This is a genomic window from Paenibacillus sp. cl123 (assembly GCF_900101595.1).
Classification (GTDB): Bacteria; Bacillota; Bacilli; order Paenibacillales; family NBRC-103111; genus Paenibacillus_G.
Genome location: NZ_FMYY01000021.1, coordinates 1 through 21,345, shown reverse-complemented (window position 1 = coordinate 21,345; position 21,345 = coordinate 1). Strand labels below are relative to the sequence as shown.

The window sequence follows — 21,345 nt, the reverse complement described above, 5'->3', positions numbered from 1 at the left end:
GCATAATCCCCTAAGGAGAGGTGTAAGTTATGAACGTACCATTTATCCGTAAATTTGTAAGCGTTTTATTATCGTTCGCCCTCGTCTTTGTCTTATTAGGGACATTCTTCGTTCCTAAAGCCCATGCGGCCGATGAGTATGATTCCCTTAGAGACAAATGGAAGGAGATGCTGACCGGGGGAACAGCGTACAACCCCTTGGATGCGGATATTGCCAGTCAGATTACGGCGATTACAGCAACCGCACAAAACCATTGGGACACGATGAATAAGGCGGCCGGACGCACCTATCTGTGGAGCGATTTAACCGGTACCACCAGCTCCAAACATGTCACTTCAGGCTATAATCGTTTGAAAGCTATGGCCCTTGCCTATGCAACGAAAGGCTCTTCGCTTGAAAATAATGCTGCCCTGCTGGCGGATATTAAAAGTGCTTTGGACTGGATGTATACAAACCGTTACAATGAGAGCACGACCACCTATAGCAATTGGTGGGATTGGGAAATTGGCGCTCCTCTTGCTCTCAACGACATCGTTGTATTGCTTTATGAACAATTGACGGCAACGCAAATAACGAACTATATGAATGCCGTTGAACGTTTCCAACCTACGATTACATCGACGGGGGCGAATCGCGTATGGGAATGCACTGTCATTGCAATTAGAGGGATTATTGTCAAAAGCAGTTCAAAGTTGACGAGCGCAAGGGATGGTCTCAGCAGTGTGTTTAATTATGTGACCTCCGGGGATGGATTTTATACAGACGGTTCCTTTATTCAACATAACAAACATCCTTATACGGGTGGTTATGGGAAAGCCTTGCTTTCGGAAATTTCCAAAGTCATCTATATTTTGGAAGATTCCACGTGGGAAGTCATCGATCCCGATATACAAAATGTATATAGATGGGTCTATGATTCCTTTGAACCTTTGGTTTATAAAGGGGCTATGATGGATTTGTCCAGAGGACGGGAGATTTCTCGGTCCAATTTTCAAGACCATCAAGTTGGTCACAATGTGATTCAGTCGATTATTCGAATCTCCCAGTTCGCACCGGCAGCGGATGCTGCGGCTTTTAAGCGTATGGTGAAGTATTGGATTGAGGCGGATACGTATAGGAACTTTTTTACTTATGCGCCCATTCAAATGATCGTGCTAGGCAAAGCGATTGTTAACGACGGCACCATCACATCCAGAGGCGAATTGATTAAACATCAGCAGTTTCCTGTCATGGATCGGGCGGTTCATCTTCGTCCAGGCTTTGGCTTTGGCCTCAGTATGTTTTCTAACCGTATTTACAATTATGAAGTGACGAATAGTGAAAATTTAAAAGGCTGGTATACCGGTGAAGGCATGACGTATGTGTATAACGCGGATCTGGCCCAATACAGTGATGATTTCTGGGCAACGGTGAATCCGTATCGACTGCCGGGTACGACAGTGGATACACAGACAAGGGCTAATGCTTCTTCGGCAGGCTCGCTATCGACGAACAACTGGGTTGGAGGCACTTCGATTCTAGGTTTATATGGTATTTCAGGTATGGATCTGAAAGCCCTTGGTAATTCGTTAACCGCTAAGAAATCGTGGTTTATGCTGGATGATGAGATTGTATCCCTAGGTGCCGGCATCACGAGCACGGATAATCGCCCAATAGAAACGATTATAGAGAATCGCAAACTGAACAGCAGCGGCGATAATGCGTTGATCGTGAACGGCACCTCCAAATCCAGTGCATTGGGCTGGTCAGAAACGATGATGGGTACGAATTGGGCGCATCTGGCGGGGAATGTTGCCGGAGCGGATATTGGCTATTATTTCCCAGGCAGCGGGGTTGTCAAAGGACTTCGTGATGCTAGAACAGGCTCATGGAATGCGATCAATCCCAATGAACCGACAACGGCAATAACACGTAATTATATGGGTTTATGGTTTGACCATGGCGGTAATCCAACCAATGGGAGTTATTCATATGTCACATTGCCGGGGAAATCTAGCGCGCAAGTAAGTAATTATGCGAGCAACCCGAACATTACGGTGCTGGAAAATTCCACATCCGCCCAGGCGGTGAAGGAAAACACGCTTAATATTGTGGGGGCGAACTTCTGGAACGATGCACTGAAATGGGTTCAAGTAAGTGGTAGCAACTTCCTGTCCAGTGACAAAAAGGCTTCCGTTATGACCAAAGAAACAAGCAGCGATATAGAGGTTGCGATTTCCGACCCGACACAAGTCAATACGGGAAATATTTCCGTAGAAATTAACAAGGCCGCTATGGGTGCCATCTCAACAGATCCTGGCATCGTAGTCACACAGTTAAGCCCAACCATTAAGTTTACCGTGAATGTCAGTGGCGCCAAAGGAAAAACATTTAAGGCGAAATTCAGCTATGAAGAGGTAACAACACCGCCGCCGGTACTGCTTTTCAGTGATAATTTTGAAGATGGGGTTGCAGATGGTTGGACAACATCAGGCGGCACATGGTCCGTCTTAACGGATGGTACGAAAATGTACGATCAGTCGGGTAATTCGGCTGCAGCCTATTCTGTCGCAGGTAACAGCACGTGGACGGATTATGCGGTTGAAGCAACTGTGAAGCCAATTAACTATGGCATTTCCACAGGTGTAGTCGGCATCATGGCAAGGCTTACGGATACTGGCAATAAATATAACTTTTATTATTCCAATGGCACATTGGAAATCAGCAAGCATGTGGCTGATACCAAATCGGTGCTAACCTCTAAGGCTTATACGTTATCGACAGGCGTAAATCATACGTTCAAAGCCGTATTAGTTGGCAGTACGCTCGACTTCTATGTCGACGGCGTGAAGGAACTAACAGCCACAGATACGAGTTTCAGCTCGGGCCAGATCGGAATTGCTATGTATAAAGCAGCAGCACGTTTTGACAATGTAACGGTGAACTCTTTAGTAACGACGCCGCCGATCTCGTTCAACGATAGTTTTGAGGATAACGCCGCCGATAGGTGGTCTACCTCAGGAGGTACATGGTCCGTTGTAACAGATGGTACGAAGATGTATGATCAGTCCAATACTGCGGTTGCAGCGTATAGCTGGGCAGGGGACAGCACGTGGACCGACTATTCCATAGAGGCCAAAGTGAAGCCTATCAACTATGGATTATCAACGGCCGTTGTTGGATTGATGGGCAGACTCACAGATACGAGTAATAAATATAATTTTTATTATTCGAATGGGGCTTTAGAGATCAGTAAGCATGTTGCTGGGACCAAAACAATTCTGGTATCGAAAGCTTATACGCTTTCCCCAGGGACGACTTATGTGCTAAAAGCGGTACTTGCAGGCAATACGCTTGATTTTTATGTGAATGGTGTCAAAGAACTGACTGCAACGGATTCTAGCTTCAGTTCAGGTAAAATCGGCCTTGCTACGTACAAAGCGGCTGCCAGGTTTGATGATATAGCGGTTCAATAAGGGTGGAAGAGATCTGCGTATGCGAGCAGGTCTCTTTACTTTTTAGACGTATCGCCGTGCTTCTTTCAAATTTTCTGGAATTTTTTGTCGGCAGAAAATGAGTAAATTTATTAAAAATGTAAAACAATGTAATACGGGCAATGTATCTTAATGATCAACTGAGCCGGGAGAACAGGAAAAATACGGGCGTACCGGTTTTCAAAGGAAGATCAGATGATTAAAAAGAGGTAAGGAGGCTGCTGAAAGCCCATACCAGCAATATAATTTGCATTGTCCAGCCATTCGTAGGAAAATGGAAGGAAGAGTTCTAATCCTAATCATGACTGCCGTACGGCCATGGCTCAGAACGATGACATCTTACGCAAATGGAGTGAATGATTATTAAAGCTATGAGTGAAGCGCTGAACATGTTGAAGCAGACAAGCCGTACCTTTTATATTCCTATCTCCCGGCTTGATCCGGGGCTGAAGGAAGCGGTGACGGGTGCTTATCTTTGTATGCGGTCGATCGATGAGATTGAGGACCGGCCGGAGCTTGACGACCCGACTAAAACCAAGCTATTATACTCGATTCGTGATATTCTTCATACGGCTAATCCTACTGCAGCGCTGCAGGAACTGCTTGCTCCCTATAAAGGAAACCTGCCGGAGGTTACGTTGCGGTTGCATGAATGGATAGAGCTGTGTCCGGCGGGGACGGTCGAGATCGTATGCAGGTATACCTCGCGGATGGCCGGGGAAATGGCGGAATGGGTGGACAAGCAGTGGCGCATCGAGACGGAACAGGATTTGGACGGCTACACCTACAGCGTGGCCGGGATGGTCGGCGAGATGCTGTCCGAGCTATGGGCGTGGGACGATCAGGAGATCCAGACGGACCGGGATAAAGCAGTCGCCTTCGGCAGAGGTCTGCAAGCGGTTAATATCCTGCGCAACCGGAAGGAAGATCTGGAGCGCGGCGTCGATTTCTATCCGAACGGCTGGGGCAAAGAAGAGATGCTGCGGTACACCCGCCGCAATCTGCAGCTCGCCGACGAGTATGTGGCCGAGCTGAAGCAAGGACCGGCGCTGCAATTTTGCAAGCTCCCGCTTGCGCTGGCGCATGCGACCGTCAAGCTGATCGGCGCCGGCGGCAATAAGCTGAGCAGAGCCGATGTGCTCAGCATCGTCAGCCGCGCGACCGGCTAACCTTGATAGGGGTGGCTGGCGCGGCGGCTGAGCAGAGCGTGTTTGCTAGGGGGAACTGTGAAGTTATCCTCAAATAATGATTGAGAAACCCTTGATATATAAGGGTTTTTCTTTTTGTCTGACTTTTCTTTCATTTTCATATTGGAATGAAATGGTGTGCAGCTTTATTTTTCGTGTGCAACAACGGAGTAATAATTTTTTGGACTTTTACGAAAGTAAAGTAAAAGTTGATTTTTATGATTTCCATTATATATTGATATAGGAAGATATTTGGGATTGACCAAACAGAGAGTAAGTCAAATTTTTGCTTCTGAAACTGTTGATATAAGGACAGCGTATAAACTTTCTGATATTATGAAAGAGCCTGTACAAGAAGTATTTAAGCAGCATAGTATTGTACAAAAGGATAACAAGTACTTTATTGAGGATTGATCGATCAGCTATCATCTCAGGTGTGAAGTCCGTGGATTGAAACAATGCTACAAAGTGTGAGAACATAATATCGTGGTTTAACAAGGGAAGTATGAGTAAATTGATGCTTCCCTTTTTGTTGTTTATACCTATGGGCCAACTGGGGATGTTCTTGCCTGCAAAAGTTATGATACCTAAGAGATAGTTTGTTACATCCATTTAAATCAGGCTATGAGGGGAAAGAGAGAACCTGATGACAACGCCTTTATATGAGGTTGAAGTGCTGCAGCATGAAGCCGATGCCCGGCTTATTCAGCAGTTTTTATTGTCCGATGCCGCTTTTGACGATCCGCGCACAACGCCGGGGGAAGTAGCTTATTTCCATGCTATGCCTTATGATGCGCTAGCGGGCCGATGCGTGTGCCTGTATGTGCGCAATGAACGCGGAGAGATTGCCGGCTGCAGCAGCTACAAAGAAAACGAGCAGCAGACCGGCGGCTATGAGTGGGACTATCTGGCTGTCCATCGCGATTACCGCAAGCTGGGTCTTGCGCTCGTATTGTACGAGGCGATGCTGGAGCGGCTCAGAGAGGCGGGCGCCAGGTATTTGCTCACTTACACATGCAGTCTTGAGCAATACGGGCCCGTACGCAAGCTGTTTGACCGCTGCGGCTTTGTATTGACCGGCCGCTGCCCGGATTATTATTATGAAGGGGAGGACCGGCTTGTGTACTACTTGGATCTGCGGGGAGCGAATGCGAATTGATTAACCGGTTAGGACGGGAACGATGAATGCAGCCTTGTGGCGGTGGATGGGAATAAAGCCTGAGGACCGGCGCAAACTGGCCATGCTGGTTCCTGTTTTTTTTCTGTGCGCCGTCTCCGAAATTCTGAATTATAACGGTTATTACGCTTTATTCAATCAGAGGCTCGGCACCTCCTACTTGCCATACATGTATGCGGCGGAGGCGGTCATCCTGCCGTTCGAGGCATGGCTGCTCTCGTGGCTCTCCGGCCGGCTGCGGAAGCCTCGGCTGATGCGCGTGCTGTTCGCAGGCATGGGGGCGATTGTCGCTTTGAACGCGCTGGTGCTGCTGATTCTCAGGCTGACGGGGACGGAGGCGCCGGCCTTTTACGCGGTTTTATTCCTGGGCTCGAGCTTCGTTGTCCGCCAGCAGACGATTCTGCTGTGGAGTCTGGCCATCGACTTATGTCCGACCCAGCAGGCCAAGCGTCTTATGCCTTCCTTCGTATCCTCTGCTGCTCTTGGGGGAATTGCGGCGGGCGTCATCGCGCAGCTGGTGAGCGGAGTCTGGGGGGCGGACGCGGTCTACATGCTCGCGCCGGTATTCCTGTTGGCCGGCTCAGTCAACTATTGGCGGGCTATCTCCCGCTATCTGGTGCCGCTTACCTTGGCGACGCCTGCTTCGGCTCTTGGGGAGACGGGAGACGGGGCTTCCTCTTTGACCTATTTCAAAAAAATGGTGACCTGGCCCTATTTGCTGACCGCCACTCTGGTCATGACGCTGATGCCGGCTCTCTATTTCTTGATGGAGTACGAATTTTTGCTGACAGCGGGAGCTGTCTACACCACGGAAGCGGAATTTGCTTCGTTTCTTGGGCTTGTCACGACATGGCTGTTCGCGCTGGCGCTGGCTCTACAGCTGGGGATGGGGCGGATTACGGCTTGGCTTGGTCCGTCCAACATCCTGTTGGCCATTGCGGTTGTGTTTGCGGGAGGTTTTGTGCTGCTGGTGAGCGCGCTCGGGGCCGCCGGGGCGCTGTTTGCCGCATCGTTCGTCTATATGCTTGGTTATCTGCTGCTGTATTACGTGGCGGAGCCAGCGAATCAGATGTATTTCAAGCTGCTGCCGATCTTAAGCCGCGACGGCTACCGGTTCGCTGTCTCCGGCGTATCCGCCTCTGCGGGGATTATGCTCGGCGCAGCGCTGCAATGGCTGCATGGGGGCTGGGGCATGGAGCAGCGGCAGCTCGCGTGGATAGGTCTGGGCGGAGCTGTCTCGCTCGTGCTGCTGACCATTGCCGGACGGAGGCTGTACATCCGGGAATTGATCCGCTCCGTGCAGACGATGACGAATGCGGAGCCGGATATGGCGGCGCTGCTCGCCGAATTCGCCGGGCAGCCGCAATTCCGGTCCGTTCTCTCGGGCTTGCTGCGACAGCCCAATGATTATACCCGTGAGGTAGTGCTGGAGTGGATGGGGCGGAGCAGGGATTCGTCCTATACGCCCGAGCTGCTGGCGCTGCTGGATGACCCGGGAGCCAGAATCCGCGCAGCCGCCCTGCGCGCGCTCGATCTGTCCGAGGCGGGCGCAGGCACGGTGCGCGAAGCGGCGCGAGCGCTGTCTGACCCCGATTACGAGGTGCGCCGGGAGGCGGTGCGTGCGCTTGAGCGGACGGGGCGGGAATACCGCCTGGCAGCCGATTATGTGCGGCCCCTGCTGAAAGACGGGCAGCCAGAGATTATCGCTGCGGCGGTCAAGGCGCTGTACAAGCTGGAGGATGAGCCAAGCCGGGCGGATGCGGCCGAGACGGTGATGCGGCTGCTTCGCGAGGGGGGCGAACCCGTTATTGCGGTGTGCGAGATGCTCGCGGAATCCGGTCTTGGCGGGTATGAAAGCGAGCTGGAACGACTGCTGCGGGACGAGAGCCCGGCTGTTCGCGAGGCTGCGATCGCTTCGCTTGGGACGCTTCGCCATACGGCTTCCATTCCGAGGCTTCTGGAGCTGCTCGAGCAGGCCGAGCCGGGGCTGCATGAAACCACTGTGCGAGCTCTGCAGCGTATGGGGCCGGCAGCCTGGGCGTCGTTGCACGCTGCGCTGCCCCGGCTGCAGCCGATGGCGTGGAGCGCAGTTATCCGCGCGCTGACAAAGCTCGGGGATGAGCAGAGCTGCCGGGACGCGCTTGTACCGGAGGCGATCCGGGCGCTCAGAGAGCTGTGGAGCGGGAGGGAGCTGACCGGGGCGGTTCAGTCGGCTGGCGGCGGGTTGACAACACTGGCGCTTATGCGACTTCGGGAGCTCAGGCGCTTCGCCCTGGAGGGCGCTTGGGCCGTTATGGAGCGTGTGGCGGACGAAGCGACGGCGCAGGCCGTAAGAGTTGCGTCAGAAGACGATGATGAAGAGTTGCGGGAGAGCGGTCTGGAGGTGCTGGCCGAAGGGCTTGGCGATAAGCGGCTGTCAGCTGCATTGCTTGAAGCTGTCTCCGGCTGGGAGGATTCGGCCCCCGTGACACCGGAACAGGCTTCGGATGTGCTGCGCCGTGCGGCTGAATTTGAGCGGGATCCGTGGTTGAGGGCAATCGCGGCGGCGGCCTTGCAGCCCCGCAGGGAGGTGGATCAGGTGAATGAATCAAGACCCTTGCTCGGTTTATTGGATAAAATGGTGTTTCTGAAGCAGGTTCCGTTCTTTTCCGCTTTGTCGCTGGAGGAGCTTGGCCGCGTAGCCGGGATTGCCGAAGAGCGGTTTCATAGAATAGGGGACTATTTGTTCCGGCAGGGCGCTGCAAACGATACGCTTGGCGTCATTATAGAAGGAGCTTTGAACATCTGCGCGTCCGACGCATCAGGCCGCGAGCGGCAGATTACGGTGCTCAAGCGAAAGTATGTTTACGGAGAGTCCTCTTCGCTATACGGAACTCTGGCAACAGCCAGCGGTGTTGCCGCAACGGACCCTTTGCATATTCTCGCCATCCGGGGGAGCGAGCTGCACCGGCTGATCCGGCTGTATCCCGGCATTGGCATCGGCATATTGCGTACGGCCTTTGACCGGATCCGCCGGCTGGAGCATGCTATCGCAGACACCCCCGCCGCCGATAGATGAAAGCCTGCAAGGAGGAGAAGCAGTTCTTTGCATATGGAAACGAGCCTTAGTAAGAAGCTGAGGCTTGTTTTTCGTTGGCTGCGTGATTTGTTCCAAGTCCATCGAGACCTATTCTCTAGTAGGACAAGCTGTACCGGGACAGCAGCTGCCAGACAAGCTCTCTGCGGCTGGACGTGCCGGTCTTGGCGAAGATCGACTTCAGATGATCCTGCACGGTGTAGGCGGAGATAAACAACGCTTCGGCCAGTTCCTTCGTCGAGAATCCTTGAAGCAGCTTGCCAAGAATTTGTTTCTCCCTGACGGATAATCCGTAGGCTGTTCGATTGGGAATGGACCGCATCTGCGCTGGGCAACGGACAGGAATCCGAATCCTGAACGGGCAAGAGGCCGTGTCCTGAACAGGCGCGGCCATTCCCCTGAATACAGCGAAAAGCATCCGTGATCATCACGGATGCTTTTCGCTGGTTTAGAATAGGCCCGGTGGGGGTCGAACCCACAACCTACCGGTTAAGAGCCGGTTGCTCTGCCATTGAGCTACGGACCTGCATGTTGAGCTTGTCTCGCTCGACCTCAATTAATTTATCACAGGATTCGGCATAAGTCAACATTTTTTTCGCGATTTATTTCATTTGGCATCATTCCGATTACCGCGATTCTGCACAGGGTAAAGACTGGGGAAAAACCGAACAGGCACGGGGAAATCCCGGGCCGAGAGGAGGCGCGCGTTTATGGACAAGAAGAGGATAGTGAACACGGAGCTGGACTGTTCGCCGATTGTGCTCGGAAGCGTTTTGTTTGGCTCGAAGCTGACCGAGGAGCAGTCGTTCCGGCTGATGGACACATTTGTCGATGCGGGCGGTAACATGGTGGATACGGCACAGGTGTATGCCAACTGGCTGCCAGGCGAGCGCAGCCTTAGCGAAACGACCGTTGGCCGGTGGATGAAGGCCCGCGGCAATCGGGCGCGGCTCATCGTGACGACGAAAGGGGCCCATCCGGAACCAAGCGCTCCCCAGATCCGAAGGCTGACGCCGGAGCTGATCGCCGAAGATCTGGAAGGCAGTATGAGGCGCCTGCAGGTGGACGAGCTTGATCTGTATTGGCTGCATCGCGACGACCCGAGCCGCCCGGTAGGGGAAATATTGCATGCCATGAACGAATGGGTGCAGAAGGGGAAAATTCGTTACTTCGGCTGCTCGAACTGGCGAACGCACCGGATGGAGGAAGCGCGCGCCTATGCAAGCGAGCACGGCATTCAAGGATTTGTAGCGAGCCAGGTCTCGTGGAGTCTCGCTGAAGTTGATTTGAGCCGGATTGAGGATACGACGCTGATGCATATGGACGAAACAATGTATCGCTACCATCAGGAGCGCCAGATGGCGGTATTCGCTTATTCCTCGCAGGCGCAGGGATTATTCTCCAAGCTGGAGGAATCTCCGGCAGGGATGGCCGATGAGCGTATAGCGAAGATGTATAGGCTGGAGGAGAACAAGCGCCGTTATGAGCGGGCCAAACAGTTGAGCGAAGAACTGTCTGTTCCGATCAGCCGGGTAGTTCTTGCCTATATGCTTGCCCAGCCGATCCAAACCTTCCCCATCGTCGGCTGCCGGACTGACGAGCAGCTGGAGGATAGTCTGCGCGCGGCGGAGATCAGCTTGAGCCCGGAACAGCTGGCTTTTTTGCAGGGGAAGACGGAACGTGCGGAGTAACGCCGGGGAGCAGGGTCCGCGGAAGGGGAGACTCTGCAAACTGCGGGCTTACAACTTGATTTGGAACATAAACATCAGGAACCATATGATAAAGATGGACAGCAAATAAGCGGCTGCAGGTTTTCTGTGATGCAGCAGCAGCATGGGAAACATTATACAGTCAAACAGGACGGAATACCAGAATGTCCATCCGTACGCATAATCAATTCTGTTGAAATATTGCAGCAGCCATTCCGTAACGGCGTAGATGCCGATCCACAGCAAGATGTGACGAATCATTTTCAGCTTGCTGTTGCGGGGCATCGTCGATAAGTAGAGCAGCACATTGAGAGGCATCGTCAAGATGGCATATATGAGGACGGTTACTTTCTGATTGTAGAGGAAATCAGGATTAAACACCCACAGATTTCGGTCATGTGTTAAATATTCATACAGCATGCCCCCCGACGTAATATACAGCATAGTGGGATGATATTGCTTCCAATTGCGCCAATCGCCCCATTTCCAGGCGGCAAAGACGGTGGAGAGCGCTAAAAACAAGTGCATATGGCTGATCCCCTTGAATAATATTGGCGAAAGCTATACAGGATTCGGTAAGGCAAGATTCGATTTTACTATTATTACTAAAAGGGGAAATAACTATGCTTCGTATTTAAGGGGTGAGGATAGCGCGGATGCGAGCGGCAGACCGAAGCAGCCGCAGTGGCAAGAATTTCTCTTGCTATTGCGGAAGATCCTTGTATAATGAAATGGGCCTGCCGATGCCGGCAGGTTTTCAGCAAAATCTGAGTAAGTAAAAGCTTCGGTGATCTGCGATTTCTTGGGTTGCGCACGGCTTCTAAAAACGCCGTAAGACGCTTATCCTTGTGTCCGGACACCGGGCCGCGGTTCGGAAACTCCCGCGTAACCAAAACTAGGAGGCTTATTTCATTATGTTTCATGTGCTGTGGGGCGTGTTGTTCGTCCTTGTTCATTTTGGCTGCTTTTTGCTGTGCTACCGTTTTTTCGGCCGAAGCGGGCTGTATGCATGGGTCGGGATTGCGACGATCCTTGCCAATATTCAGGTGACCAAAACGATCGAGATGGTCGGGATCGTCATGACGCTCGGCAATACGATGTATGCCTCGATTTATTTGACCAGCGACCTGCTCAATGAAAAGTATGGCGAGAAGGAAGCGCGCAAGGCGGTCTGGTTCGGTTTCTTCGTCATGCTGGTTACGATGGTGACGATGAAGATGACGCTGATGTTCACGCCGCAGGAGACGGACTTCGCGCAGAGCTCGCTGGAGACGATCTTCGGCTTGCTGCCGCGGCTTGCGCTGGGCAGTCTGACCGCGTTTTTCGTCAGCCAGTTTCTCGATGTGAAGATCTATTCTTATCTGAAACGGGTATTCCCGAAGCCGGGCCAGCTGTGGCTGCGCAATAACGGCAGCACGGCGGTCAGCCAACTGGTCGATACGCTGATTTTCTGCTCCATTGCATTTATCGGAGAATATACCCTGGATGTATGGGTGCAGATCCTGATTACGACCTATATTATCAAATTCATCGTGTCGATGGCCTCGACGCCGTTTCTGTATATCGCCAGAAGCTTTCGTTTCAAGGATGAGGCTGCGCGGCTTCTGCAGGAGCAGACGTAAGCTTGCCAACCAAGCGAACCAAGCTTTTCTTGTATACAGCCCGAGCTTTCACCGCCGGATATCCTCCGGCGGCTGTTTTGTTTATTCTTACGGCTGGATTGGCCTAATGGTGTACTACTTTTGGCAGACGGCTCGCCGGGAACCTGATAATCGTTGACTTACAATGAACATTTAAGGGATAACGTATTGCCAGCATGCTTCCGGCTTCGTTACAATAGATATGGCAATGGAACTATTTAGAAATCACTGTCATGTGAGAGGATGAGGGCTGTGTTTAAAAAGCTGGCGGCAGATGCGCTAGGATTAAGCGATATCGGTAAAGTTATCGACCGGAAGGACTTCGACAAGGTAGATGCGGACGATTATGTCATGCATGAGGACGGGGAAAAGATTTACTTTATCATCAAATCGAAGAAAGACGAGTATTGCTTTACCAATCTGGCCTTGATCCATCTGGATGGAGACAGCGCCATCAGCAGCAAGCGCATCCTGAAGCGCTACAGCTATTCTGCCAATGAAATCTCGCAGGTCTACATGGAGACTGCCGGGACCGTCGATCTGGACGTTGAGATTAAATTCCAAATTGGCTCCGCAAACTTCTCCATAGATGTTGATAAGCGGCAAATTGAACCGATTAAGGATCTGTATAAAACGTTATTAAAGATTTCGGAAATTGTGGCAACGAACGACCAGCTGTATGAATATGCCGTAGCCAGCGTTCAGATAGCCAAGGAGAGTACGGGACGCATTTCCACGCAGAGCGCCTCGGCCGCCGAGCAGTTCAGCGCCATCAATGAAGCGGCGTATAACTGGCTGAAAACGAAGCATGCCGAGCATAAAATCAAAGATTTTGGGTTTGTATTCGAAAAATATATCAATCAATAAAGCTTAAGTTCCCCCAGGCTGCCAAGGATTTGGCGGCCTGAGGCATTTTAACGGGGACTGAAGGGAGGGGCCCCCGTTGCGCATGAGCCGGCCCCGCTTGCGGTTGATCATGGATGCATCAATGCTTGACAAGCGGGCCTCTTGTGTCTACAATGTGTTTAATTGTATTTATTACGTTTATAGGAATGGGACGCCTTTTTAAAAATAAAAGGCGTTTTTACTTGCTGTCATTATAGTAAAAATTACACTTAGGGGTGGAGCCGGAATGACAAAGAAAATCCCCGTCACCGTTTTGAGCGGTTATCTCGGGTCGGGTAAAACGACGATTTTGAACCATGTGCTGAACAATCGCCAAGGCTTGAGGGTGGCGGTGATTGTCAATGACTTGAGCGAGGTGAACATCGACGCCGCGCTTATCCGCGACGGGGGAGGGTTGTCCCGCACCAATGAGACGCTGGTCGAGATGTCTAACGGCTGTATTTGCTGTACGCTGCGGGAGGACTTGCTGCGGGAAGTGGAGCGGCTGGCCAAGGATGGGCGCTTCGATTATATTCTGATCGAATCTACCGGGGTCGGCGAACCGGTTCCGGTAGCCCAGACGTTCACTTACATCCATGAAGAAAACGGGATCGATCTGTCCCGGTTTTGCCGTCTCGATACGATGGTAACCGTCGTGGACGCCTATCGGTTCTGGCATGATTTCTCCTCGGGAGAGACGCTGCTGGAGCGCGGTCAGGCGACAGGAGAGGAAGACACGCGCGATGTGGTGGATCTGCTGATCGACCAGATCGAGTTCTGCGATGTGCTGGTCCTGAACAAATGCGATATGGTGGTTGCTGAGGAGCTTAATGAGCTGGAGGCCGTGCTGCGCAAGCTGCAGCCGCGCGCCAGGCTGATTCGGGCGGAGAACGGAGCCGTACAGCCGTCCGATATCATGAATACGGGGTTGTTTGACTTCGATGAGGCGAGCGCATCGGCGGGGTGGATCAGGGAGCTGGAGGGAGGCGCGCATACGCCAGAGACGGAAGAATACGGCATCGCTTCCTTTGTCTATGAACGGATGCGCCCGTTCCATCCCGTACGGTTGATGAGCTGGATGGAGGCTTGGCCGGCTGAGGTCGTGCGGGCCAAGGGAATGGTATGGCTGGCGAGCCGCAATGACATCGGGCACAGCCTGAGCCAGGCGGGGCCGTCTATCCGGTTCGGCGCGGCCGCTTACTGGGTCGCCGCGCTGCCGGAGGAGGAGCGGTCACGCCTGCTGCAGGAGGAGCCGGAACTGGCGGAATCCTGGCATCCCCGCTACGGGGACAGGATCAATCGCCTCGTGCTGATCGGCATCGGCATGGACAAGGAGAAGATCGCCGCGGAGCTGGATGCCTGTCTGCTGACGGATGAAGAGATGGAGCGCGACTGGAGCCGCTTCCCTGATCCGCTTCCACGGTCCGAAGCCGAGCTGCAGCAGACTTCAGGCTGAGGCTGGGCGTCGGCTAGGCAGGGCAGGCGAAGCGTGGCCGCGGGCAAAGTCCGTCGCGGTCCGGCAGCCTGCCGGGCTAACCCGGACATAGCAGCGATCCCGGCCGGCCGCCGAGCCAGCCCCACGCACAGCCCGCTGACGCTTGGCAGCCTCCCGCCGGACCAGCCCGAACATAGAAAAGTCGGCCCCCAGCCATGATCAGACGTTGTCTCGCCATGGCTGGGGGCCGATTTAGTTGTCCGGCGTGTCTCTGGTCAAACGGTATTAACGGCCGCGCTCATACCAGTAGCCGGTAAGCTGCCGCTCGAGGCGAACCAGGGCTTCCAGATAATAATAGTCGCCCCAGATCGTGTAATCATCCGGCGAGATGCCGCCGCGGACGAAGTAAGAGCCATGCTTCAGGAAGCCTTCCGCATCCGCTTCCCCGCGCGTCGAGTAATGCTCGTACAGAGCGGTAACCGCATCTTCTGCCGCCTTGCGGAAGAACGCCTTGTCCGGGTCGCTGTCCGGGAGCAGGTCGGCAATTTCCAGCATGCCGGCTGCGGCAATCGCCGACGCCGAGCTGTCGCGCTGGGATTCCGGCGTTTGCGGCACGTCGAAGTCCCAATACGCGACGCCGTCCTCGGGCAGGTGGTCCAGGAAGTAGCGAGCCATGCGCTTGGACGTTTCGAGCAGCTCGGGCTGCTTCAGATAGCGGTAGGATAACGCGAAGCCGTAGATGCCCCACGCTTGTCCGCGCGTCCAGGTCGAACCGTCGCGGAATCCTTGATGTGTGCCGCCCCGCAGCGAATCACCCGTCTCCTGGTCGAAGTAGAACGTGTGGTAAGACGAATCGTCTCCGCGAACGAGGAAACGGCGGCTTTTATGCGCATGAATCTCGGCCAGCTCGCGGTAGCGGCTGTCTCCGGTCGCTTCGGCCGCCCAGTACAGCAGAGGCAGATTCAGCAGGCAGTCGATAATGATCCGGCCGCCATTGGTCGGGTCATCCTTCGGACCCCAAGCCTGCAGCAGCTGGGTTTTCTCTCTCCAGCGGTCGAGCAGCACATCGGCAGCCTTCACCGTCAGTGCTTTGGCCTGCTCGTCGCCTTCGATGATCCACTGCGCTTTGGTCGAGAGCGAGTACAGGAAGCCGATATCATGATGCTCCAATGCAACGCGCTGCTCGAGCCGGCGGCTAAAGCTGTCGACTGTTTTGACAGCGGCTTCGCGAAATACTTCTTTATTGCTATATTCATAAGCCAGCCACAGGATGCCCGACCAGAAGCCGTCGGTCCATTCCCTATTGTCGTTGAGCACGTAATTTGTTCCGCCGTCGCTAACATGGGGGAACTTGCCCTCGAACCTTCCGATATTGGCTTCCGTAATCCGCAAAGCTTCTTCAATCGCTTGTTTCCACATTATGATTCCTCCTGGCACGGTTTGTGATCGCTCCTTGCTCTTCTATATTATAGATCGGTACGGATGGGGGCGGGTTGTGCTAAAATATAGCTATCTTGCTATTATAGGAGCTGCGAAGATGAGTTATATAGATCCGATGGACCTTGGACCGACCGCCTTCCGCGTCACCCACCGGGCCAGGAACACCCAATGGCCGTGGAAAATGCTGCATGCCCATCAGGGCATCGAGCTGCTGTATGTGTATGAAGGAGAAGGCGAGGTCACCGTCGAAGGTCGAAGCTTCCCGATGCGGCCCGGCATGCTGCTTTGCTTTCAGCCCTACCAGCTGCACAAGATTGATGTTCCGGGAACGTCCGGCGGACAATATGTCCGATCGATCCTCACATTCGATCCGCGGGTCGCAGAGCCGCTGCTCAGTCCGTTTCCGAGACTGCATGCCTGGTTTCTTCATTTCTGGAAAGGCACGCTGCCGGAGCAGGTATTCGATCTGGGCAGCGACATGAGGCTGTCTGATATCCTCGACGATTATCATCTGGCGATGCAGTCCCCCGGAGCGGATACCAAGGAGGAGCAGGCGCTGCTGCTTACCGTGCTGCTGCGGTATTTGCAGATTCATGTGGTTCCGGGAGGGCGGATGTCCGAGCTGTCGGCCAAGACGACGGTGCATGTGGAGAAGATGATGGACTGGGTGGAGGCGAACTACAAGCAGCCTCTCCAGTTGGAGCGAATGGCGGCCGAGCTTCATCTGTCGTCTTATTATATCTCTCACCTGTTTCGCAAATATACAGGAATAAGCCTCTCCGCCTATATAGCGGAGAGACGTCTGCGCGAAGCGTGCGATCAGCTTCTGACGACCACCCGAAGCATCCGGGAAATTGCCGAGGACGTAGGGAGCTTCAGTTCCTCCCACTTTTGTCAGCTGTTTAAAAAGCGCAAGGGAATCAGTCCCCAGGTTTACCGGAAGATGCGCGGCCAAGCGTTCGATCTGATGTGATAGCTTACAGGGAGAAGGGGGGATACAATCAAGATGAAAGTTGTGCACGCCGTAGAAAAAGATATGCCCGGGTGGCTGGAGCTGGCGGCCGAGGTTGAATATTTATTTGGTCCGATGGTGGAAGAGCCGGGCTTTATCCGGGCGCTGGAGAAGCATATCAACGCCAGAAGCGCTTTCTGCATAAGAGAGCAGGACGGCCCGCCTGGGGCTCAGCTGCTCGGAGGTCTGCTGTTCTCCTCCACGCATGCGCCAGTCTACAAGCTTGGCTGGCTGTCGGTGAATGCCGGGGCGCGAGGCAGGGGAGTCGCTACAACGCTCGTCCGGCATGCGTTTTCCGGCGTTGTCCGGCCGGCGGAAGTGGCAGTCGTCACGTTCGGCCCGGATATTCCGGACGGCCAGCCGGCAAGGGAGCTTTACCGCAAGCTCGGATTTAGGCCGTCGGCTGACAAGCTGCCTGCCGGTCCGGAAGGCGGCTCCAGGCAGAAGTTTATTTTGCAGCTTCGGTAGCGGGCGGGAAAGGAGGAGCGTGCAGCCTTAGCAAGCTCCCGAGTACCTTCCCGCTCCGCTTTCTCTTCCGTCTCTGACGGCTAGTCGGCCGAAGCGCTTCTGCCTGGTTATACCAGCTGAGCGCCTTGGCCACCAGCTCCTTGACCAGCGCATCCTTGCCACCCGATGTAGGCGTTGATATTTGCCGGAAACTGCTTGGCCGGTTGAAGCTTCAGCCATCCGTAGTTGAGCGCCTCCTTTTCGTACAATGCGGGCAGCTTACATCATATGGAACGACCTCGACCTTCCTCATGATCTGTTCTCCTCACCGCGGATGCTCCGCAACTGATTTACAAATTCGTCCTCCAGGACAATATCCTGGTCAACGCCTTGCAGCACATAACTCCGGTATGCGGTAGCGGACATGCCTTCCTGCGCCTGGAACAGCCGGGACAGGGAGGGGAGGTCCTGCCGACGCGGTCGGCGATGCTCGCCCGGGGAGCGCAAGTGCCGTTGAAGCGCCTATTTTCCCTATGCAATTCGTCAGGAGCTGTCATGCCTGTCATGCTCTGCTTTCGTCAGATCCAGGCAGGCTGTTTGACCTATACGCCTTGGTGGTAAACAAGGAGTAAAACAGGCAGCTTAGGGGGATCGGAATATGGAGTCGGTATCGGGACAAACGCCGAATTGGCGCAAAAAAGCAGTAGTCACACTAAAGCTCTTCCTGGGCTTGTTTGTGCTGGCCTTCGTCGTCAGCGGATTATGGGGCTTGAACTGGACGTGGAAAACCTACAAGTCGATGTATGCGGCTTCGGACATTACGCGGCTCGATCAGGAGCCAGCCCGCTCGACCTATTTTTATGACCGCAACGGCCAGATCATAACGGAAGTGACGAATGCCAGGATGGAGTACACGCCGCTGGATCAATATCCCAAGCAGATGCTTGATGCGGTGATTGCCGTCGAGGACGCCCGTTTCTATGAGCATCGAGGAATTGACATATACGGGATCGCCCGCGCCTTCTATAAAAACTGGAAATCCGGCCACACCGTAGAAGGCGGAAGCACCATCACCCAGCAGCTGGCGAAGACGATGCTGCTGTCCACCGAGCAAACCTACACCCGCAAAATAAAAGAAGCGATCGCCGCCTTCAAAATCGAAAATACTTACTCGAAGGACCAGATTTTGGAGATGTATCTCAATTATATTTATTTCGGCGAAGGAGCTTGGGGGCTGCAGCGCGCTTCCCGGACGTATTTCGGCAAAAACGCCTCCGAGCTGACGCTGGCGGAATCCGCGTTGATGGCCGGAATTCCGAAATCCCCGACCTATTATTCGCCGGTCAAGAAGCCGGGTCCGGCTGTCGAGCGAAGAAATCTGATCCTTACCCTCATGGCCCAACAGGGGAAAATTACCCCACAGCAGCGGGATGAGGCGATGAAGGAAGAGCTCAAGCTGGTGGACAAGTCGGAGACGAAAACGGCGAAGATCTATCCCTCGTATATCGATCATGTCATCAATGAAGCTATCGAGAAATACGGCTTGTCCGAGCAGCAAATCCTCTCCTCCGGATTCCATATTTTCACGAATCTGGACCCGAAGGTTCAGCAGGCGGCGGAAACGGTTTACCGGGAGCCTTCCTTCTTCCCCGAGGATCGGGGAGGTCTGCAGAGCGCGATCGTCTTGATGGAGCCGCAGACCGGGGCAATTCGCGGCATCGTAGGCTCCCGCAATCAAGAGCAGCAGACGTTCCGGGCGTTCAATTATGCGACGCAAGCCGAACGGCAGCCGGGCTCCACGATCAAACCGTTGGTTGTCTACGCTCCTGCGCTCAGCCAGGGCTTTGGGCCGGCTGACCGAATTTATGATGAAGAAACGGATTTTGGCGGCGGGTACAAGCCGATGAACTACGGAATGAAGTTTCATGGCTGGGTGACGATGGAGGAGGCATTGATCCAATCTTACAATATTCCTGCCGTCGCCATGCTGAAGGAGATCGGGATCGACAAGGGGCTTGATTTCGCCCGCAAGGTCGGTCTGTCCGTTCAGCCATCGGACCGGGTATTCAGTATCGCCCTCGGAGGAATGACGAAAGGGACTTCCCCGCTGCAGATGGCCCAGGCTTATACGGCTTTCGCCAATAATGGGATGATGGCCAAAGCTTATGCGATCACCAAAATTACGGATAAAAACGGCAGCCTGGTGGGCGAGGAGGCTAAACCTCAGCTTCAGCGTGTGCTGGACCCTAGCGTAGCTTACACGATGACCAAGATGCTGGAGAAGGTTGTGACCTCGGGCACAGGCCAGGCAGCGCGAATGGACAGGCCCGTAGCGGGCAAAACGGGAACGACGCAGCTTCCCGATATTCCGGAATTCAAGGATGCCCGCGGCAATCAGATCGACGGCTCCAAGGACGCTTGGTTTGTCGGCTATACGCATGAGCTGGTGGCTGCCGTCTGGCTCGGCTACGAGCGGACGAACAAGGAGAAATATCTGAACACGACCGGCGGCAAATACCCGGCGGCTCTGTTCAGGGAAGTTGTAAGCCGTGCGCTGGAAGGTACGCCGGCCCAGGCTTTCGTCAAGCCGGAATCGTATAAAGCCTTCGCAGGCGGCAGCAAGCTGATCAACGGCACGGAGGAGGCTTTATACGCGCTGGCGGAAGCCAAGAGGCAGGCGGCCCGCGCCAAGGAAGAGGCGGCAGCCGCCGCACGGCAGGCAGAGGCCGCTGCGCTGCTGGCGGCGGCTCAGCAGCAGAACGCCGCCAGCCAGGAGAAGGCTGGGCAGCCGTCCGGAGCAGAAGGCGCCGAGGACAATAAACAGGCCGCGGAGGACAAGGACCGTCAAGCTGGAGCGGATAAAGGCACGGCTCCGGGCAAGCCGGGAGCGGGCAGCGTGAACAGCGCGGGAAGCGGCGGCAGCAAAGAGCAGGAGAAGGGGGAGAGCAAGGAGAAGGAAGCCGAGAAAAAGGATGGAGCGAAGAAGGACGCCGAGAAGAAGGACGCCGAAAAGAAGAGCGGAGAGAAAGAAAGAGGCGAGGACAAGGGTAAAGAGAGCGAGAAAGGTACAAGCAGCGCCGCCGGCGGGAAGGTAGAGGGCGACAAGCCGGCAGCAGGGGTTGACGACGGTAAACAAGCCGGGGAGCCTGGCGGAGAAGAAACGGCCCAGCGGCTGTAGGCGGGGGGCGAAGGAGGGACAAGCCGAGTAAGGCGTTTCAGGCGACGATTCGTATAGAGGTTCGTAAAATAAGGTTGGCCGGTTAAAACTGGCCAACCTTATTTTACGATAAACGCTGCTGAGCGACCGATTGAGGCGTCCTGGAACCCGTACCCATTCCCCCTCGCACCACTTGACTCTTTATTGAGCCGTCAGCCTGATATAATCATTCGCCAGCGTATAGCCTGTACTGTTAGCATGCTTGCCGGTCACAATGAACCTAAAGACCTTAGTTCCGGCAGAGTTAAACGTGTAATTTCCAAAATCCAATTCAGCATGCTCAATGCTTGAAGAATATTGGTCCTGCTCGGGGCCTATATATAAATTGGCTTGTGGCAGGTACAGCTTGAATTTGCCTCTTGAATCCAATTTTTTTACGCCCAGCTTGATCTTATACGTGCCGCTTGACGGGACATCCAAACTGTACTCCACATAGTCGTTGACCCCGTTGGCATCCAGCTTGTTTCCTGCCCCGTTGGAGCTTTGAGAATCCGTAAAATCGGCCTGGACGGCGCCCGATGCGGTGGTCGGCAAATCTTCCGCCTCGTACAGAGTCGGCGACAGATTGAATTTTGCTTTAAAGGTTTTCCCCTTTGCTCCGCTGACATTGACAGAAAATTTGATCGTCGGGCTAAGCTGAGTCACGG

General features: G+C 54.0%; 13 protein-coding genes, 1 tRNA gene and 2 pseudogenes. 11 read left to right on the top strand and 5 right to left on the bottom strand.

Going from position 1 to position 21,345, the window contains the following annotated elements; translation table 11 throughout:
• Positions 1-29: 29 nt before the first annotated feature.
• The 4 genes from BLR08_RS24160 to BLR08_RS24145 all read left to right on the top strand — a co-directional run bounded on the left by BLR08_RS24160 (position 30) and on the right by BLR08_RS24145 (position 8,895).
• Entirely contained in the window at positions 30-3,455 is a 3,426-nt protein-coding gene (locus BLR08_RS24160) for a polysaccharide lyase family 8 super-sandwich domain-containing protein (protein WP_072336427.1), read from the top strand.
• Positions 3,456-3,829: 374 nt separating this feature from the next.
• Positions 3,830-4,642 carry a squalene/phytoene synthase family protein gene (locus BLR08_RS24155; protein ID WP_256257767.1) on the top strand — a complete coding sequence of 271 codons (813 nt, stop codon included), beginning with the start codon at positions 3,830-3,832 and terminating at the stop codon, positions 4,640-4,642.
• A 664-nt stretch (positions 4,643-5,306) separates the two neighbouring features.
• Positions 5,307-5,819 (top strand): GNAT family N-acetyltransferase, encoded by a 513-nt coding sequence (locus BLR08_RS24150; RefSeq protein WP_072336429.1) that lies wholly within the window; start codon positions 5,307-5,309, stop codon positions 5,817-5,819.
• A gap of 22 nt (positions 5,820-5,841) precedes the next feature.
• Positions 5,842-8,895, top strand: coding sequence for a HEAT repeat domain-containing protein (locus BLR08_RS24145; RefSeq protein ID WP_072336432.1), 3,054 nt, complete (start codon positions 5,842-5,844; stop codon positions 8,893-8,895).
• 115 nt (positions 8,896-9,010) lie between these two features.
• On the opposite strand, the pseudogene BLR08_RS31875 reads toward BLR08_RS24145, so the two are convergent.
• Together BLR08_RS31875 and BLR08_RS24135 are read right to left on the bottom strand one after the other, a co-directional pair.
• A pseudogene (locus BLR08_RS31875) lies at positions 9,011-9,211 on the bottom strand (LuxR C-terminal-related transcriptional regulator); the annotation flags it as partial.
• A gap of 156 nt (positions 9,212-9,367) precedes the next feature.
• Positions 9,368-9,439, bottom strand: a tRNA-Lys gene (locus BLR08_RS24135).
• Positions 9,440-9,623: 184 nt separating this feature from the next.
• Between BLR08_RS24135 and BLR08_RS24130 the strand changes: the two genes are divergently transcribed.
• Positions 9,624-10,604 carry an aldo/keto reductase gene (locus BLR08_RS24130; RefSeq protein WP_072336435.1) on the top strand — a complete coding sequence of 327 codons (981 nt, stop codon included), beginning with the start codon at positions 9,624-9,626 and terminating at the stop codon, positions 10,602-10,604.
• Positions 10,605-10,652: 48 nt separating this feature from the next.
• Here BLR08_RS24130 and BLR08_RS24125 read toward each other — a convergent pair whose 3' ends face one another.
• A complete protein-coding gene (locus BLR08_RS24125; RefSeq protein WP_072336438.1) occupies positions 10,653-11,150 on the bottom strand; it encodes a CBO0543 family protein in 498 nt (165 codons plus the stop codon).
• A 386-nt stretch (positions 11,151-11,536) separates the two neighbouring features.
• On the opposite strand from BLR08_RS24125, the gene BLR08_RS24115 reads away from it, so the two are divergent.
• The 3 genes from BLR08_RS24115 (at position 11,537) to BLR08_RS24105 (ending at position 14,603) form a co-directional block, all read left to right on the top strand.
• On the top strand, positions 11,537-12,244 hold the full coding sequence (locus tag BLR08_RS24115; RefSeq protein WP_072336444.1) for a queuosine precursor transporter: 708 nt from the start codon (positions 11,537-11,539) through the stop codon (positions 12,242-12,244).
• A gap of 270 nt (positions 12,245-12,514) precedes the next feature.
• Entirely contained in the window at positions 12,515-13,129 is a 615-nt protein-coding gene (locus BLR08_RS24110; RefSeq protein WP_072336447.1) for a PH domain-containing protein, read from the top strand.
• A gap of 265 nt (positions 13,130-13,394) precedes the next feature.
• Positions 13,395-14,603, top strand: a complete 1,209-nt coding sequence (locus BLR08_RS24105; RefSeq protein WP_072336450.1) for a GTP-binding protein — start codon at positions 13,395-13,397, stop codon at positions 14,601-14,603.
• Between the two features lie 264 nt (positions 14,604-14,867).
• Here BLR08_RS24105 and BLR08_RS24100 read toward each other — a convergent pair whose 3' ends face one another.
• Entirely contained in the window at positions 14,868-16,001 is a 1,134-nt protein-coding gene (locus BLR08_RS24100; RefSeq protein ID WP_176835595.1) for a glycoside hydrolase family 88 protein, read from the bottom strand.
• 118 nt (positions 16,002-16,119) lie between these two features.
• On the opposite strand from BLR08_RS24100, the gene BLR08_RS24095 reads away from it, so the two are divergent.
• The 3 genes from BLR08_RS24095 to BLR08_RS24080 all read left to right on the top strand — a co-directional run bounded on the left by BLR08_RS24095 (position 16,120) and on the right by BLR08_RS24080 (position 20,659).
• On the top strand, positions 16,120-16,995 hold the full coding sequence (locus BLR08_RS24095) for an AraC family transcriptional regulator (RefSeq protein WP_072336453.1): 876 nt from the start codon (positions 16,120-16,122) through the stop codon (positions 16,993-16,995).
• 33 nt (positions 16,996-17,028) lie between these two features.
• A complete protein-coding gene (locus tag BLR08_RS24090; protein WP_072336456.1) occupies positions 17,029-17,502 on the top strand; it encodes a GNAT family N-acetyltransferase in 474 nt (157 codons plus the stop codon).
• Between the two features lie 637 nt (positions 17,503-18,139).
• Positions 18,140-20,659: a transglycosylase domain-containing protein gene (locus BLR08_RS24080; protein WP_072336462.1), complete on the top strand. Its 2,520-nt coding sequence runs from the start codon at positions 18,140-18,142 to the stop codon at positions 20,657-20,659.
• A gap of 180 nt (positions 20,660-20,839) precedes the next feature.
• Here the strand turns inward: BLR08_RS24080 and BLR08_RS31280 are convergent.
• A pseudogene (locus tag BLR08_RS31280) lies at positions 20,840-21,345 on the bottom strand (hypothetical protein); the annotation flags it as partial.